The organism is Roseinatronobacter sp. NSM (assembly GCF_052379845.1).
In the GTDB taxonomy this organism is placed as follows: Bacteria; Pseudomonadota; Alphaproteobacteria; order Rhodobacterales; family Rhodobacteraceae; genus Roseinatronobacter.
Window position 1 is genome coordinate 53,344 of the sequence record NZ_JBQTCF010000005.1, and the last position, 15,254, is coordinate 68,597.

Below are 15,254 nucleotides of genomic sequence, written 5' to 3' on the forward strand. Positions count from 1 at the left end.
CGCGGATTTCCCCCCGGAGTATTTTTGGCAAGATGAAGACTGGAAAGAGGAACAGCATGAGCGGGACAGTTCGATTGACAGCGGCACAGGCGATGGTGCGCTGGCTGGGCGTGCAGATGACGCCGGAGGGGCAGCGGTTCATTCCCGGCATCTGGGCGATTTTTGGACATGGCAATGTCGCCGGTCTGGGCGAGGCGCTGCAGCGCGCGCAGCATGGCGATTTATGCGAGCCCCCCTTTCCGACATGGCGCGGCCAGAATGAGCAGACCATGGCGCATGCCGCGATTGCCTTTGCCAAGGGGCGGGCGCGGCGTCAGGCGATGGCGGTGACGTCCAGCATCGGGCCGGGGGCGACCAATCTGGTGACAGCGGCGGCGCTGGCGCATGTGAACCGCCTGCCGCTGCTGATCATTGCGGGCGATGTCTTTGCCAATCGTCGCCCCGATCCGGTCTTGCAACAGGTCGAGGATTTTGATGATGGCACGGTCAGCGCCAATGATTGTTTCCGCCCTGTTGTGCGGTATTTCGACCGGATCACGCGCCCTGAACAACTTCTGAGCGCCTTGCCGCGCGCGTTGCGGGTGATGACGGACCCTGCCAATTGCGGGCCGGTCTGCCTGAGTTTTTGTCAGGATGTGCAGGCCGAGGCGTATGACTGGCCGGAGGAGTTCTTTGCCCCGCGCATCTGGCATATCCGCCGCCCCGCGCCTGATGCGCGCGAGCTGGAGGAGGTGGCGGGGATGATCGCGCAGGCCAAGCGCCCTGTGATCATCTGCGGTGGTGGGGTGATCTATTCAGGGGCGGAGGCGGCGCTTGGGGATTTTGCCAACCGCCACCGGATTGCCGTGACCGAGACGCAGGCGGGCAAATCCGCGTTGGCGCAGGCGCATGCGATGAATTTCGGTGCGGCGGGGGTGGATGGGTCGGCTGCGGCCAATGCGGCGCTGGCTGCGGCGGATCTGGTGGTGGGCCTTGGCACACGGTTGCAGGATTTCACCACGGGATCGCGGGCATTGTTTGCGCAGGATGCAAAGCTGGTTTCGATCAATATTCATGGCTATGACGCGGCCAAGCATGGCGCGGTCAGTCTGGTGGCGGATGCGCAGGTCGCGCTGGAGGCGCTGTCTGCGCGACTTGGGGACTACCGTGCCAAGCCTGACACGGGCGCGCGGGCCGCATGGTTGGCGGCAGTGGACGGCAAATGCGGCGCCCCGGTTGCAGCGGGCGATTTGCCCGGCGATGCGCAGGTCATCGGCGCAGTGCAGGCGGTGGCAACTGATGCCAGCGTGGCGCTATGTGCTGCGGGCACAATGCCCGGTGCGCTGAAGCTGTTATGGCGCGCCAGCGCGGGCGGCTATCACATGGAATATGGCTATAGCTGCATGGGCTATGAGATTGCGGGCGCGATGGGGCTGAAGCTGGCCCAGCCTGCGCGCGAGGTGCTGTGTTTTGTGGGCGATGGCAGCTATATGATGGCCAATTCCGAACTGGCCACAGCGGTCATGCGGCGCATTCCGTTTACGGTGATCCTGACCGACAATCGCGGCTATGGCTGTATCAACCGGCTGCAACAGGGCACGGGCTGTGTGCCGTTCAACAACATGTATGTGGATTGTCTGGTCGAGGGGCAGCCACAGATTGACTATGTGGCCCATGCTGCCAGCATGGGGGCGCATGCGGTGAAAGCGGGTGATTTGACCGCGCTGCAGGTCGAAATCAAGGCGGCGCGGGGCCGCGACATTCCTACGGTTATTGTGATTGACACCACTGCTGCACAAGGCCCCGGCGACGGGCTGGAGGGGGCGGGCCATTGGTGGGACGTTGCCGTGCCGGAAGTTGGCGGGCCAGAGCGGCTGCGCGACGCGTACGCAAATTACATCACCAATGCCGCCCGCGCGCGGCTGAGCAATTGAGGGCATCCATGATCCGTTTCGGCACCAATCCCATCGCCTGGGCCAATGATGACGACCCCAGCCTTGGCGCGGATATTCCGACTGCGCGCATTCTGCATGAAGCGGGGGAACTGATCGGTTTTGACGGCATCGAGAATGGCCATCGCTGGCCCGAGGACCCCGAGGAATTGCGCGTGCTGCTGGCGGGCCACGGGCTGGCATTTGTGTCGGGCTGGCATTCGATGAACCTGCTGACCCAGTCGGTCGAGGATGAGATTCGTGCCATCCAGCCCCATCTGGAGAAGCTGGCCCATAATGGCTGCAAGGTGGCGATTGTGTGCGAGACGTCGAATTCTGTGCAAGGTTTGGCACAGCCTCTGTCCAGCCGTCCGGTGCTGGATGCTGCGGGCATGCGCGATTTTGGCGCGAAGGTTGAGGGCGTGGCCGCGCATTGTGCAGCACATGGTATCGATCTGGTTTATCACCATCATATGGGAACTGTGGTGCAAAGCCCCGAGGATATTGACGCGTTCATGGCCGCAACCGGGCCGCATACGAAACTGTTGTTTGATGCAGGCCATTGCTGGTTCGGCGGGGGCGACCCGGTTGCAGTGTTGACGCGCCATGTGGACCGCGTGCGCCATGTCCATGCCAAGAATGTGCGCCCGGACGTAAAAGCGCGGGTCGAGGGCGGGGGGCTGTCCTTCATGGACGGCGTGCGCGCGGGTGTGTTCACGGTGCCCGGCGACCAGGACGGCGTAGTGGATTTTGAGCCGCTGCTGGCTGTGCTGGCGCGCCATGGCTATGCTGGCTGGATTGTGATCGAGGCTGAACAGGACCCCGCGATCCGCAACCCGCTGTTGTATCAGACCCTTGGCCTGCACACGCTGCGCAGGCTGGCGGCCAAGACCGGACTGACACCTTCGCAGTGACGCTGGCGGACGTGCAGCCGCTGTGCTGTCGCCCGCTATGGACGTATGGCGGCATTGTCTTCGCCCCCCCCCAAACGCCCCGAAATAAAGGAAACCCCATGTCCCATCTGTTGCGCAAACCCTTCGGCACCCATGGCAAGGTGCATGACATCACCCCGCACTCAGCGGGCTGGCGCTATGTGGGATTCGCCGTGCACCGGTTGCGCGCGGGCGAGGAGGTGGGCGAAGTGACTGGTGCGCGCGAAGTGATTTTGGTCATGGTCGAGGGCAAGGCCGCCATCACCGCCGCCGGGCAGGATTGGGGGACGCTGGGCGCGCGGATGAATGTGTTTGAAAAGACCCCGCCGCATTGCCTGTATGTGCCCAATGGCCATGATTGGCGGGCTGTGGCGCAGACCGACTGCACCATCGCCGTCTGTTCCGCCCCGGGGGTGGGCGGGCACGCGGCGCGGCGCATTGGCCCGGATGGCATTACTCTGACCCAGCGTGGTGAAGGGGCCAATACCCGCTGGATCAACAACATCGCCATGGAGAATGAGGATTTCTGCGACAGCCTGCTGGTGACCGAAGTGTTCACCCCTGCGGGCAACTGGTCCAGCTATCCCAGCCACCGCCATGATGAAGATGATTACCCGCGCATCACCTATCTGGAAGAAACCTATTATCATCGCCTGAACCCCGCCAATGGCTGGGCGCTGCAGCGGGTCTATACTGATGATGGCAGTCTTGATGAAACCATGGCCGTCAAGAACCATGACGTGGCCCTTGTTCCGCGTGGCCACCACCCCTGTGGCGCCCCCCATGGCTTTGAGCTATATTACCTTAACGTCATGGCCGGACCATTGCGCAAATGGCGCTTCGTGCCAGCGCCAGAAGTTGAAACACTGATGTAGGTATCTTCAAAGGACCCCCTGAATGACCAATTACACCCTTACGGTGACCTGTGCGACGGCGCGCGGCATCGTGGCCGCCATTGCCGGATTTCTGGCACAGCAGGGCTGCAATATTACCGACAGTTCGCAATTTGACGACATGGAAACCGGGCGTTTTTTCATGCGCGTCAGTTTTGCCAGTGAAACTGGCGCGGACCTGTCGCAGTTGAACACCCAGTTTGCCCCGATTGGTGAAAAGATGGGCATGGAATTCGCATTTCATGACGATGCGGTGCGCATGAAGGTTATCTTGATGGTGTCGCGTTTCGGGCATTGCCTGAACGACCTTCTGTATCGCTGGCGGATCGGGGCACTGCCCATTGATATTGTGGCGGTGATTTCAAACCACATGGACTATCAGAAGGTCGTGGTGAATCATGACATTCCGTTTCATTGCATTCCCGTGACCAAGGAAAACAAGCCGCAAGCCGAAGCGCGCATCATGGAAGTGGTCGAGGATACGGGCGCCGAACTGATCGTTCTGGCGCGCTACATGCAGGTTCTGTCAGATGCGATGTGTCAGAAAATGTCGGGGCGGATCATCAATATCCATCATTCCTTCCTGCCCAGTTTCAAGGGCGCGAACCCCTATAAACAAGCCTATGAACGTGGGGTAAAGCTGATCGGCGCGACATCGCATTATGTCACCGCCGATCTGGATGAAGGGCCGATCATCGAACAGGATATTGTGCGCGTGACGCATGCCCAGTCGCCCAGTGACTATGTCAGCCTGGGGCGCGATGTGGAAAGTCAGGTTCTGGCCCGTGCCATTCACGCGCATATTCATCGCCGCGTATTCCTGAATGGCAACAAGACAGTGGTGTTTCCAGCCTCGCCGGGGTCGTATGCGTCTGAACGCATGGGCTAGCGCATGTCGCGCCAGGGCGTGTCGCGTTCATTCGCATTCGCGCGGCCCTCTCTAACCTTATGTGTTAGAATGTCGTTTTGTATCAACCGGTTCCCACTTTTGCGCAACATGGTCTAAACTGGGAACCGGTTTTTGCGCATGACATATAAGCGCCCATATGGGGGGCTGTCGCGTGACGGCGACAGGGGCCTATGGGGCGGGATTGGCAGGCGGGGCGCTACCTGCGCAATCGGGCAGTTTTTGACCGTCACGCCATACGGCGCGCAGGTCCAGTTCATCTGACAAAAACACAAGGTCCCCGCGCGCCCCTGCACTGATGCGCCCGCGATCTGTTGCACCGATCAGGTCTGCCGGAACGCGGCTTGCCATAGACAGCGCGCGTTCCGGTGCGACGCCCAGCCGCGCAAGGCAGGCCAGGGACTGCGGCAGCGAAATATCGGCCCCCGCCAAGGTGCCGTCATCCAGCGTCAAACGCCCGCCGGCGCGCAGAATGCGGCGGCCGCCAAGGGTGAATTCACACAGGGTCGTGCCGGCCACGGCCATGGAATCACTGACGATGAACAGATCGTCTTGCGCTTTCATCTGTAGCGCCACCTGCAGGCATTCCGGCGCGACATGCACCCCATCGGCAATAATGCCCGCGGCCAGCGGGCTGGTCAGGGCCGCGCCCACCAGTCCCGGTGCGCGGTTTTGCAAAGGCCCCATGGCATTATACAAATGCGTCACGCAAACAGCGCCCGCCGCATGCGCGGCGCGTGCGGCCGCGCTGCTGCACCCCGAATGCCCAAGGCTGACCACAACCCCGGCGCGGGCCAGCGCGGTAATCTGCGGCAGGGTGACAGCTTCGGGCGCAAGGGTGACCATCAGCGCAGGCAGCTTGCGCGCCGCATCGCATATCAGCGCCAGATCATCATCGCGCATGGGGCGCATAAGGGCTGCGTCGTGCGCCCCCTTGCGCGCGGGGTCCAGATGTGGCCCTTCCAGATGCAGCCCGGCAAACCCCGCCACATTGTCGCGCGCGGCGGCAATCCCCGCGGCGATGACCCGTTGCGTGGTTTCAGGGGTGTCGGTAATCAAGGTGGGCAGGATCGCGCAGGCCCCCAGCCGCGCATGGGTCGCACAAATATGTGCCAGTTGCGCAGCGTCCGTGTCGGCCCCCACCATGACGCCGCCCCCGCCATTGACCTGCACATCCACCAGACCGGGCGCCAGAATGCCTGCGCCCAGATCATGGGGGGGCGCAGGCAGGGGGTCGCCCATGAAATGCAAACCCGCAATGCGGCCATCCGCCGACAAGCTGACGGCCGCATGCGCATGCATGTGCGTTCCGTCAAAAACACGGGCGGCTTTCAGAACCTGCATCATCAGACTGTCTCGGTTACTTTGCGCAAATGGCGTGGGGTGTCGGGGGTTAGCCCGCGCCTGCGCGCCAACGCTTCTATGAACGCATAGAAGGACACGACCCGCAACAGTGGATCGACCAGCGGGTGCAGCGGCGGCGCCACGGGCAGGGCAACCAGTTCGGACACATCGCCGGTTACGAATACATCTGCGCCTTGCTGGTGCAGCTTTTGCGCAGTTGCGGTGAAGCTTGCGCGCGCCGCATCTTCGCAGATCATCCCCAGCACTGGAAAGCCGCGTTCGACCAGCGCGGCGGGGCCATGCAGCACCTCGGCGGCGGAATAGGCTTCGGCATGGATGGCCGATGTTTCCTTGAATTTCAGCGCCATTTCGCTGGCGATGGCATAGCCTGCGCCGCGCCCCAGCACAAACAGCGCAGGCGCGCGCACCAGCCTGTCTGACAGCGCGCCCCAATCGCATGCCAGCGCCTGTTCGCAGGCGTCCGGCAGGGCCGCCAGCGCGCGCGACAATGCGCTGTCATCGTGCCATGCCGCCAGCAGTGCCAGCCCGCCCACCACCGAGGTGACGAAGCTTTTGGTGGCCGCAACGCTGCGTTCCGGTCCGCAATGCAGCGGCAGACAGAAATTGCTTTCATGCGCAAGGGCGCTGTCGGGGTTATTGGTCAGCGACACGGCAATCGCGCCAGACTCGCGTGCGGCGCGTGTCATGGCCACAATGTCAGGGCTTTGGCCGGATTGTGAGATGGACAAAGCCATTGTGCGCGGCAGCCGCAATTTCGCATGATAGACCGACGCCACCGACGGCCCGACCGACGCCACGGGAATACCCGCCAGTATTTCACAAGCGTACTTGAAGTAACTTGCCGCATGGTCCGATGATCCACGCGCCACAGTGATGACCAGTTGCGGGTCAAACTGGCGCAGTCTGGTTGCAATTGCGTCCAGGCCCGCCGCGTTCTGGTCAAGGCAGGCCGCGACGCTTGACGGGATTTGCGCAATCTCCTGTGCCATCAGGGTGTTGGTCATGAGGATGTTTCCTTATGTGCTGCGCCATGGCGTGCTTGCCATATTGCGCCATCAAGTGCGGTTCCTTTGGGGGCTACGCGGTGCAGATTTGCCCCGCCTTGCGCGACAATCCGGTCCAGCAATATTGGCCCCAGCCCCCCGGTGGGGGCCACGGGTATATGCGGCGCGCCCGCCTGCAAATGGCGGATTGCGCGCATCAAATACCCGCACCCCCGATCAAGGATTGCGCCCGCCACCGGACAATGGGCGCGGTCATGGTCCAGCACCCGCGGCGCAAGGGCCGCGTAATCGGACGGGCGCGCAGTGCCTGCAAACCCGATCAGGTTCGACAGAGCGCCAAACTGGTGCCAGATGTCCCCGACCAGCGGGCCATCTGGGCCAACCCCGTCATGGGCCTGCAGTGCATGGCGCAGCGCTTCACGCCCGATCCATGCGCCGCTGCCTTCATCGCCCAGCATAAACCCGTATCCGCCCAGCCGATGCATGCGCCCTGCGCGTTGACATGCCAGCACCGACCCCGTTCCCACGGCCAGCACAATGCCGTCATCATGGGCAAATGCGCCTTTCAGCGAAATGTCTATGTCACCCGAAACGCTTAGGTGGGGATAGGGCAGGGCGTGTTTCAGGCGGTGTGCTGCGCCTGATTCACTGGCCCCCGCCAGCCCCAGCACGATGTGCGCCCGCAGCTTTTCCCCTTGCGCGCACATGGCCTGCGCATCAGCATAGACGCGCGCCAACACAGTGGACACTTCCTGCAATGCCCCGTCGGGGTTGCTGAAAACATTTGCTGCGCCGCCTGTGGCCACGGGCGTGCGGCGTCCATCTTCCAGTTCCGCCTGCGCGCGGCAGCCTGTGCCGCCGCCATCCAGTCCAATGAAGATGCGCATTCTGATCCTCCTGCAGGGATATAATACCAAAAGAATACCATATGAAAAGTGGTTTCTTGATATGGTGGGGCGCTTTTGTTGGGCTATGATGGGGGATGTGAACATTAATTTCTTATTTTTAATACATGAAAACATTGAATTTCTGGTGGCTTCAGGTTTGCGCGTGGCTGTAACTGCGCCTGTTAAGCAAGAATTTTCTAGACAAATGGTATTGTTTTGGTTCTATTCAGACAAGGGGACGCCCAAAGAAACGGATCTTCGGTCCGGCATGCTGCCCCTGCTGCAACAAGGAGGACTGCCATGACCCTACGTCGAAACCTGATCCTGACAACTGCCCTTGCGCTTTGCGCGACAGGCGCCGCCGCGCAGGATGTGACGCTGACCATCGAAAGCTGGCGCAATGACGACATCACCATCTGGCGCAACCAGATCATCCCGGCATTTGAGGCCGCGCATGACGGCATCAAGCTGGATTTTCAGCCAATGGCCCCCGCACAGTATAATTCTGCGTTGAATTCCAAACTTGATGCGGGCACCGCAGGCGATATCATCACCTGTCGCGCCTTTGACGCATCGCTGCAATTGTTCGAGCGTGGCCAGCTGGCCGATCTGACCGATCTGGACGGTATGGCCAATTATTCTGACGTCGCGCGATCGGCATGGTCCACTGATGACGGCAGCCAGACCTTCTGCGTGCCTGTGGCATCGGTTATTCACGGCTTTATCTATAACGTCGATATTTTCAACGAACTGGGCCTTGAAGTGCCCACAACCGAAGAAGAATTCTTCGCGGTGCTGGACGCGATTGAGGCCGATGGCAGCTATATTCCCATGGCTATGGGCATCAATGACCAATGGGAAGCCGCGACCATGGGTTTTGCCAATATCGGGGTGAATTACTGGCGCGGCGAAGACGGGCGCGCGGCGTTGATTGCAGGCGAAAGCCGCCTGACAGATGAAGAATGGGTCGCCCCGTTCCGCCAGTTGGCGCGTTGGTCCGGTTATCTGGGCCGCGGGTTTGAATCCCAAAGCTACCCTGACAGCCAGAACCTGTTCACACTGGGGCGTGCAGCGATCTATCCGTCCGGGTCGTGGGAAATTGCGGGGTTCCGTGAACAGGCCGATTTTGAAATGGGCGCCTTCCCGCCGCCAGTGCCCGCAGGCGCGGACGGGTGCTATATTTCCGACCATACTGACATGGGCATTGGTCTGAATGCGGCATCGCCCAATCAGGACGCGGGCCGCGTGTTTCTGGAATGGCTGAGCAGTGCGGATTTTGCCAACCTGTTCGCAAATGCGGTTCCCGGCTTCTTCCCGCTATCCTCGGCACAGGTGACACTGGAAGACCCGCTGGCGCAAGACTTCCTTGGCTGGCGCGAACAATGCGAAAGCACGATTCGCCCCTTCCACCAGATTGTGTCACGCGGCACGCCGAACCTGTCGAACGAAAGCTGGACAGCCTCGGCAAACGTGATGCGCGGGACATGGACACCGGAAGAAGCGGGCGAAGCGCTGCAAGCGGGCCTGTCATCGTGGTATGAACCGCATCAGTAAGTGCATTTGCGGCCCCTGATCTGATCGGGGGCCGTGCCATTCCCGACACTATCGGAGGGTTCCATGCCCCAACCCAGCCGCGCCGCGCCGCGCCGCCCGATCCGTTGGCATATTGCCGTGTTTCTGGCCCCTGCCGTGCTGATCTATACTGCGATCATGATCATCCCGCTATTTGGCACGCTGAACCTGTCGCTGTTCACGCGTGGCGAAGGGGGGACGCGCGAATTCGTGGGGCTGGCCAATTTTGTCACGCTGTTTGGTGACCCGCGCTGGTCCGGGGCGTTCTGGAACGCGACATGGAACAACCTGTGGTTTTTCATTATTCACATGCTGGTGCAAAACCCCATTGGCATTGCGCTGGCGGCAATCCTGTCCACACCGCGCCTGCGGTTTGCGGCCTTCTACCGCACGGCAATTTTCATTCCCGCTATCTTAAGTTTCGTGATCGTGGGGTTTGTGTGGAAACTGATCCTGTCGCCGCTATGGGGGGTGGCACCCAATTTCATGGATGTGTTGGGCATTGGTGAGTGGTTCGCGCCATGGCTGGGGTTGGAACGCTCTGCCCTGACCACGCTGGCGCTGATATCGGTCTGGCAGTTCGTGGGCATCCCCCTGATGCTGATCTATGCGGCACTTCTGTCGATCCCGGATGAAGTGCTGGAAGCCGCCGAAATGGACGGGATTACGGGCGCGTCGCAATTCTGGAAGATCAAGCTGCCGCTGATCCTGCCCACGATCGGGATCATCTCAATCCTGACATTCGTGGGCAATTTCAACGCGTTTGACCTGATCTATGTCACCCAAGGGGCGCTTGCGGGGCCGAATTACGCAACCGATATTCTGGGCAGTTTCCTGTTTCGCACCTTCTTCGGGTTCCAGTTGCAACTGGGTGATCCGCATATGGGCGCGACTGTGGCCACGGTGATGTTCTTTATCATTCTGGCGGGGGTGTCGCTGTATCTGTTCGGCATTCAGACGCGGCTGCGCCGCTATCAGTTCTAGGGGGGTATGATGTCTGCACGCGCCAATATCCTGCGCAGTTCCGCCGCCCATGCGATACTTATCGCCTATACGGTTCTTGCGCTGTATCCGGTGGTGCTGATTGTCATCAACTCGATGAAGTCACGCCGTGCCATTTTCAATGACCCGCTGGCCTTGCCCACGCGCGACACCTTCGATCTGGTGGGGTTCCATACGGTGCTGGAGCAGGGAAATTTCCTGCTGTATTTCCAGAACTCCATGATTGTGACGGTGGCATCGCTGTTTTTCGCGCTGCTGTTCGGGGCCATGGCTGCGTTTGCGTTGGCCGAATACCGCTTTCGCGGCAATCTGCTGATGGGGCTGTATCTGGCGCTGGGCATCATGATTCCCATCCGGCTGGGCACCGTGGCCATTCTGGAGCTGATGGTGGCGGCCAATCTGGTCAATACGCATTGGGCGCTGATCCTTGTCTATACAGCAAACGGGTTGCCGCTGGCGGTGTTCATCCTGTCGGAATTCATGCGGCAGGTGTCGGATGATCTGAAAAATGCCGCGCGCATTGACGGGCTTAGTGAATACCGCATCTTCTTTACCATCGCGCTGCCACTGGTGCGCCCGGCAATGGCCACTGTGGCCGTGTTCACGATGATCCCCATCTGGAATGATCTGTGGTTCCCGTTGATCCTGGCCCCCGGCGAAGCCACCAAGACGCTGACACTGGGCAGCCAGATATTTCTGGGCCAGTATGTCACCAACTGGAACGCGGTTCTGGCGGCGCTGACGCTGGCAATCTTTCCGGTGGTGGTGCTGTATCTGATCTTCTCGCGTCAATTGATCCGGGGCATTACCAAGGGGGCCGTGAAATGATCCGTGTTCTGGTGGTGGGGTTGGGCCAGATGGGGCTTAGCCATGCGCTGGCCTATGCCAAACTGCCCGAATTTCAGGTGGTGGGGTTGGTCAACAGGTCAGCCGTGGCCCTGCCGGACGCGCTGGCACATCTGGACCTTGACCACGATTTTGACGCAGCGCTGGCACAGTTGCAACCTGATATGGTGGCCATCGCCACCTATTCCGACAGCCATGCCGCGCTTGCCATCAAGGCCATGAAGGCGGGCGCGCATGTGTTTGTTGAAAAACCGCTGGCCACCACTGTGGCCGAGTGTCAGGCCGTGGCCGATACGGCCGCGCGAACGGGGCGCAAGCTGATGGTGGGCCATATCCTGCGCCATCATCCGACATGGGTTGCGCTGATTGATGCGGCGCGCGCCATGGGGCCGCCCTATGTGTTCCGGCTGAACCTGAACCAACGCTCAACCGGGCCAGCATGGGATATTCACAAGGCGCTGATGCAATCCACGCCGCCCATTGTGGATTGTGGCGTGCATTATGTGGATGTCATGTGCCAGATCACCGATGCCGCCCCCGTGGAAGTGCGCGGGATGGGCCTGCGCCTGTCGGATGAAATTGCGCCCGATATGTATAATTACGGGCATTTTCAGGTGATCTTCGCAGACGGGTCTTGCGGGTGGTATGAAGCGGGCTGGGGTCCGATGATGTCGGAAACCGCGCATTTCGTCAAAGATGTGATTTCCCCCCAAGGGGCGGTGTCCCTGCGCGCGCCCCAAGGCGTGGGGTCCGCCGATGTGGAAGGGCACACCGCCGCCGACCACCTGATCCTTGCGCCCAAGGGGCAGGATGAAACGGTCCGAAGGTTTGAACACAGCCCCGGCCATCAGGGGTTGTGCGATTTGCAAGCCGCAGCCATGGCGCGCGCCATTGCGGACGATCACGACCTGACGCGACACGTCAACGATGCCGTGCGCGCTGTCGCCGTCTGTCTGGCCGCTGATGAAAGCGTGCGCACCGGCCAGTCCGTGCGCATCCAATGAACAGTATAGGGAGGGCCTGATGGGCAATCTTACACTTGAAAAAGTCTGCAAGTCCTTCGGCACGGTCGATGTGATCCGCGATGTTGACCTAAGCGTGAATGACGGGGAATTCTGCGTCTTTGTCGGCCCGTCCGGCTGTGGCAAATCCACGCTTTTGCGCATGATTGCGGGATTGGAAGATATCACATCGGGGAATGTGTGCATTGACGGGGCGGTGGTCAACACAGTGCCCCCGTCCAAGCGTGAAATCGCCATGGTGTTTCAATCTTACGCGCTTTATCCGCATCTGAATGTGCGCGACAATATGGGGCTGGGCCTGAAACAGGCGGGCCACCCGCGCGCGCAGATCACGCAAACTGTGGACCGCGCCGCACGAATGCTGGATCTGGACGCCTATCTGAACCGCCGCCCTGCGGAATTGTCGGGCGGGCAGCGCCAGCGCGTGGCCATTGGCCGCGCCATTGTGCGCAAGCCCAAGCTGTTCTTGTTTGACGAACCGTTGTCCAATCTGGATGCGGCGCTGCGCGTGCAGACCCGCATTGAAATTGCCAATCTGCACCGCGAACTGGGCGCGACCATGATTTATGTCACCCATGATCAGGTCGAGGCCATGACCCTGGCCGACCGGATAGTGGTCTTGCGCGACGGGCGCATCGAACAGGTGGGCGCCCCCATGGAATTGTATAACAACCCTGCCAATGAATTTGTCGCGGGCTTCATCGGGTCGCCCAAAATGAACTTTCTGGATGCGCCCGCGCTGGGTGCGGCGGGCAAGACCGTTGGTATTCGCCCCGAACACCTGACCCTGTCACGCGATGCAGGCATGATCGAAGGGCGCATCAGCCATGTGGAACAACTGGGCGGTGAAACACTGATTTACCTGCGCGCTGACCCGCACGGGTTGATCACTGTGCGCCTGTTTGGTGAACACGCAGCCGAAGTGAATGAGCGCGCGTTTGTCACCCCCGACATGGCCCGCGCGTTCCATTTCGGCGCGGATGGACAGCGCCTGAGCATATGATACACCCGCAAAACTGACATAAAGGCCCTTGCGCATGACCGAATTTTCCGACCCCCGCTACCGTGATCTGGACCGCTGGGACAGCCTGACCGCCCTGCGCACCATCTGGGAAAGCCAGATGGCAGCACTTGCCAGCATTGGCCCGGCGCTGCCCGCGCTGGCGGCGCTGGTCGAAGCGGCCTTGCCGCGTCTGCGCGCTGGCGGGCGGCTGGTTTATGCGGGCGCGGGCACGTCCATTCGCATTGCCGTGCAGGATGGCACCGAACTTGGCCCGACCTTCAACTGGCCTGACGCGCGCACGCATTATCTGATTGCGGGCGGTGAAGCGGCGCTGAAACTGGGCATTGAAGGCGCGGAAGATGACGCCGCGGATGCCCGCGCACAGGTGGCGCGCGCAGGCATTGGCGCGCATGATGTGGTCATTGGCCTTGCCGCCAGCGGGCGCACCCCGTTTACAGTGGCCGCGATTGTGGCGGCGCGTGCAGCAGGCGCGCTGACAGTGGGGATTGCGTGTAATGGTGCAACCCCCCTGCTGGACGCGGCGGAACACGCCATCACAACCGAAACCGGCGCCGAAGTGGTCGCAGGGTCCACCCGCATGAAGGCCGGCACAGCCCAAAAGGTGGTTCTGAACATGATTTCCACGCAAATCATGGTGCGGCTGGGGCATGTGCATGACGGGCTTATGGTCGACATGCGGCCCCAGAACATCAAGCTGCGGGGGCGTGCGCAAGCCATGGTGCAGCGCATTGCAGATGTGCCCGCGCAAACAGCCACAACCGCGCTGGAGAAGTGCGGCTGGCGGGTAAAACCGGCGGTGCTGGTCGCCATGGGTGCAACCCCCGCCAGCGCCGATGCCGCGCTTGACCGCGCAGGTGGCATATTGCGCGATGCCATGGCCGCGCTATGACGCTGCGCCACGAACTGCTTGCATCGCGTGCAAAAGATACGCCAATCTATGTCCGGCTGGCCGCAATTCTGCGCGAGAAGGTCCAGCAAGGGGAATTTGCAGTGGGCGACGCGCTGCCATCTGAACGTGATATTGCCGAACGCATGGCCGTGTCGCGCGTCACAGTGCGCAAGGCCATCGACCTGTTGATGCGCGAAGGCGTGCTGTCACGCAAACACGGGTCGGGCACCTATATTGCGCCGCGCATTGAACAACCGTCATCGCTGCTGGCCGGGTTTTCCGAAGATTTGCGCAGGCGCGGGTTGGTGGCCGGGTCTGTCTGGCTGGAAAAATCGACCGACACCGCATCCCCCGATGAAGTGATTGCCTTCGGGCTGGCCGTGAATGCGCGCGTCAAACGGTTCCGGCGCATTCGCACCGCCAATGGCGAACCGCTGGCGCTGGAACATGCCATTGTCCCCGAGATTTACCTGCCCGATCATGACAGCGTGGACAATTCCCTGTATGCCGCCCTTGATGCGGTGGGAAACAAGCCTGTCACCGGGCTTCAACGTGTCACCGCGTCGCTTGCATCTGACGATGAAGCGCATAACCTGGGCGTGCCCACTGGTGCGGCAGTGTTACGGATCGAACGGCGCGGCTATCTGGCAGATGGCACGATGATCGAACTGACGCGCTCTGCCTATCGCGGGGACCGCTATGATTTCGTCAGCGAATTGCGCGAAATCTGACGTTGCCCCATGGACCCTGGCCCTGACGGCCTGCCTGTGACCTGCCCTTCGCAAAGTGCCATGTTTCGTGTTGGGGGCTTGTCGGCTGCGAAGTTTTGAATTAGCTCTGTCACTCATAACCGTTGGGGTGCCTTGCTTGCAGGGCTGAGAGGCGCAGCGCCAACCCATCGAACCTGATCCGGATTATACCGGCGTAGGGAACGGTGCGCAAAAAGGGCTATGACAGGCCCGCATTCCGTCCCCTGACGTTGGTATCCACAACGAAAGGAG

The 15,254-nt window shown here is 61.1% G+C and carries 15 protein-coding genes and 1 riboswitch; of the genes, 12 read left to right on the plus strand and 3 right to left on the minus strand.

The genetic code is table 11. From position 1 onward, the window contains the following. The first annotated feature begins 56 nt into the window (after positions 1-56). From iolD to purU, 4 genes are all read left to right on the plus strand, one after another. Positions 57-1,913 carry a 3D-(3,5/4)-trihydroxycyclohexane-1,2-dione acylhydrolase (decyclizing) gene (gene iolD, locus ACTZWY_RS04200; protein WP_444789435.1) on the plus strand — a complete coding sequence of 619 codons (1,857 nt, stop codon included), beginning with the start codon at positions 57-59 and terminating at the stop codon, positions 1,911-1,913. Positions 1,914-1,921: 8 nt separating this feature from the next. Beyond that, the gene (gene iolE / locus ACTZWY_RS04205) at positions 1,922-2,824 is read left to right on the plus strand and encodes a myo-inosose-2 dehydratase (RefSeq protein WP_444789436.1); all 903 of its coding nucleotides are present in this window, start codon (positions 1,922-1,924) and stop codon (positions 2,822-2,824) included. Between the two features lie 98 nt (positions 2,825-2,922). Then, the gene (iolB, locus tag ACTZWY_RS04210; RefSeq protein WP_444789437.1) at positions 2,923-3,717 is read left to right on the plus strand and encodes a 5-deoxy-glucuronate isomerase; all 795 of its coding nucleotides are present in this window, start codon (positions 2,923-2,925) and stop codon (positions 3,715-3,717) included. Between the two features lie 22 nt (positions 3,718-3,739). Further along, on the plus strand, positions 3,740-4,624 hold the full coding sequence (gene purU, locus ACTZWY_RS04215) for a formyltetrahydrofolate deformylase (protein ID WP_444789438.1): 885 nt from the start codon (positions 3,740-3,742) through the stop codon (positions 4,622-4,624). Positions 4,625-4,813: 189 nt separating this feature from the next. Here the strand turns inward: purU and ACTZWY_RS04220 are convergent, their stop codons facing one another. From ACTZWY_RS04220 to ACTZWY_RS04230, 3 genes are read right to left on the minus strand one after another with little or no spacing between them, the layout of a single operon-like run. Further along, positions 4,814-5,989: an N-acetylglucosamine-6-phosphate deacetylase gene (locus ACTZWY_RS04220; protein ID WP_444789439.1), complete on the minus strand. Its 1,176-nt coding sequence runs from the start codon at positions 5,987-5,989 to the stop codon at positions 4,814-4,816. Continuing rightward, positions 5,989-7,011: an SIS domain-containing protein gene (locus tag ACTZWY_RS04225; RefSeq protein WP_444789440.1), complete on the minus strand. Its 1,023-nt coding sequence runs from the start codon at positions 7,009-7,011 to the stop codon at positions 5,989-5,991. The genes ACTZWY_RS04220 and ACTZWY_RS04225 overlap by 1 nt, the downstream gene beginning before the upstream one ends. Then, positions 7,008-7,898, minus strand: a complete 891-nt coding sequence (locus ACTZWY_RS04230) for a BadF/BadG/BcrA/BcrD ATPase family protein (protein WP_444789441.1) — start codon at positions 7,896-7,898, stop codon at positions 7,008-7,010. The genes ACTZWY_RS04225 and ACTZWY_RS04230 overlap by 4 nt, the downstream gene beginning before the upstream one ends. On the opposite strand from ACTZWY_RS04230, the gene ACTZWY_RS04235 reads away from it, so the two are divergent. From ACTZWY_RS04235 to ACTZWY_RS04270, 8 genes are all read left to right on the plus strand, one after another. Continuing rightward, the gene (locus tag ACTZWY_RS04235; protein ID WP_444789442.1) at positions 7,891-8,202 is read left to right on the plus strand and encodes a hypothetical protein; all 312 of its coding nucleotides are present in this window, start codon (positions 7,891-7,893) and stop codon (positions 8,200-8,202) included. The genes ACTZWY_RS04230 and ACTZWY_RS04235 overlap by 8 nt on opposite strands. Then, positions 8,199-9,452, plus strand: coding sequence for an ABC transporter substrate-binding protein (locus ACTZWY_RS04240; RefSeq protein WP_444789443.1), 1,254 nt, complete (start codon positions 8,199-8,201; stop codon positions 9,450-9,452). The genes ACTZWY_RS04235 and ACTZWY_RS04240 overlap by 4 nt, the downstream gene beginning before the upstream one ends. A 63-nt stretch (positions 9,453-9,515) precedes the next feature. Further along, a complete protein-coding gene (locus ACTZWY_RS04245; protein WP_444789444.1) occupies positions 9,516-10,454 on the plus strand; it encodes a carbohydrate ABC transporter permease in 939 nt (312 codons plus the stop codon). A gap of 6 nt (positions 10,455-10,460) precedes the next feature. Next, positions 10,461-11,300, plus strand: coding sequence for a carbohydrate ABC transporter permease (locus tag ACTZWY_RS04250; RefSeq protein WP_444789445.1), 840 nt, complete (start codon positions 10,461-10,463; stop codon positions 11,298-11,300). Further along, the gene (locus ACTZWY_RS04255; RefSeq protein WP_444789446.1) at positions 11,297-12,322 is read left to right on the plus strand and encodes a Gfo/Idh/MocA family protein; all 1,026 of its coding nucleotides are present in this window, start codon (positions 11,297-11,299) and stop codon (positions 12,320-12,322) included. Before ACTZWY_RS04250 ends, ACTZWY_RS04255 begins: the two co-directional genes overlap by 4 nt. 19 nt (positions 12,323-12,341) lie before the next feature. After that, entirely contained in the window at positions 12,342-13,343 is a 1,002-nt protein-coding gene (locus ACTZWY_RS04260; protein WP_444789447.1) for an ABC transporter ATP-binding protein, read from the plus strand. 34 nt (positions 13,344-13,377) lie between these two features. After that, the gene (locus ACTZWY_RS04265; RefSeq protein ID WP_444789448.1) at positions 13,378-14,253 is read left to right on the plus strand and encodes an N-acetylmuramic acid 6-phosphate etherase; all 876 of its coding nucleotides are present in this window, start codon (positions 13,378-13,380) and stop codon (positions 14,251-14,253) included. Then, positions 14,250-14,984 (plus strand): GntR family transcriptional regulator, encoded by a 735-nt coding sequence (locus ACTZWY_RS04270; RefSeq protein ID WP_444789449.1) that lies wholly within the window; start codon positions 14,250-14,252, stop codon positions 14,982-14,984. Before ACTZWY_RS04265 ends, ACTZWY_RS04270 begins: the two co-directional genes overlap by 4 nt. Positions 14,985-15,097: 113 nt before the next feature. Continuing rightward, a riboswitch (TPP riboswitch) is annotated at positions 15,098-15,201 on the plus strand. Positions 15,202-15,254 lie beyond the last annotated feature (53 nt).

Bases quoted from the DNA above. Each gene is read 5' to 3' on its own strand.
- ACTZWY_RS04245 (WP_444789444.1), top strand. From the start codon at position 9,516: ATGCCCCAACCCAGCCGCGCCGCGCCGCGCCGCCCGATCCGTTGGCAT.
- ACTZWY_RS04260 (WP_444789447.1), top strand. From the start codon at position 12,342: ATGGGCAATCTTACACTTGAAAAAGTCTGCAAGTCCTTCGGCACGGTC.
- ACTZWY_RS04235 (WP_444789442.1), top strand. From the start codon at position 7,891: ATGCGCATTCTGATCCTCCTGCAGGGATATAATACCAAAAGAATACCA.
- ACTZWY_RS04220 (WP_444789439.1), bottom strand. From the start codon at position 5,989: ATGATGCAGGTTCTGAAAGCCGCCCGTGTTTTTGACGGAACGCACATG.
- iolD (WP_444789435.1), top strand. From the start codon at position 57: ATGAGCGGGACAGTTCGATTGACAGCGGCACAGGCGATGGTGCGCTGG.
- purU (WP_444789438.1), top strand. From the start codon at position 3,740: ATGACCAATTACACCCTTACGGTGACCTGTGCGACGGCGCGCGGCATC.
- ACTZWY_RS04270 (WP_444789449.1), top strand. From the start codon at position 14,250: ATGACGCTGCGCCACGAACTGCTTGCATCGCGTGCAAAAGATACGCCA.
- ACTZWY_RS04255 (WP_444789446.1), top strand. From the start codon at position 11,297: ATGATCCGTGTTCTGGTGGTGGGGTTGGGCCAGATGGGGCTTAGCCAT.
- ACTZWY_RS04250 (WP_444789445.1), top strand. From the start codon at position 10,461: ATGATGTCTGCACGCGCCAATATCCTGCGCAGTTCCGCCGCCCATGCG.
- ACTZWY_RS04225 (WP_444789440.1), bottom strand. From the start codon at position 7,011: ATGACCAACACCCTGATGGCACAGGAGATTGCGCAAATCCCGTCAAGC.
- iolB (WP_444789437.1), top strand. From the start codon at position 2,923: ATGTCCCATCTGTTGCGCAAACCCTTCGGCACCCATGGCAAGGTGCAT.
- ACTZWY_RS04265 (WP_444789448.1), top strand. From the start codon at position 13,378: ATGACCGAATTTTCCGACCCCCGCTACCGTGATCTGGACCGCTGGGAC.
- iolE (WP_444789436.1), top strand. From the start codon at position 1,922: ATGATCCGTTTCGGCACCAATCCCATCGCCTGGGCCAATGATGACGAC.
- ACTZWY_RS04240 (WP_444789443.1), top strand. From the start codon at position 8,199: ATGACCCTACGTCGAAACCTGATCCTGACAACTGCCCTTGCGCTTTGC.
- ACTZWY_RS04230 (WP_444789441.1), bottom strand. From the start codon at position 7,898: ATGCGCATCTTCATTGGACTGGATGGCGGCGGCACAGGCTGCCGCGCG.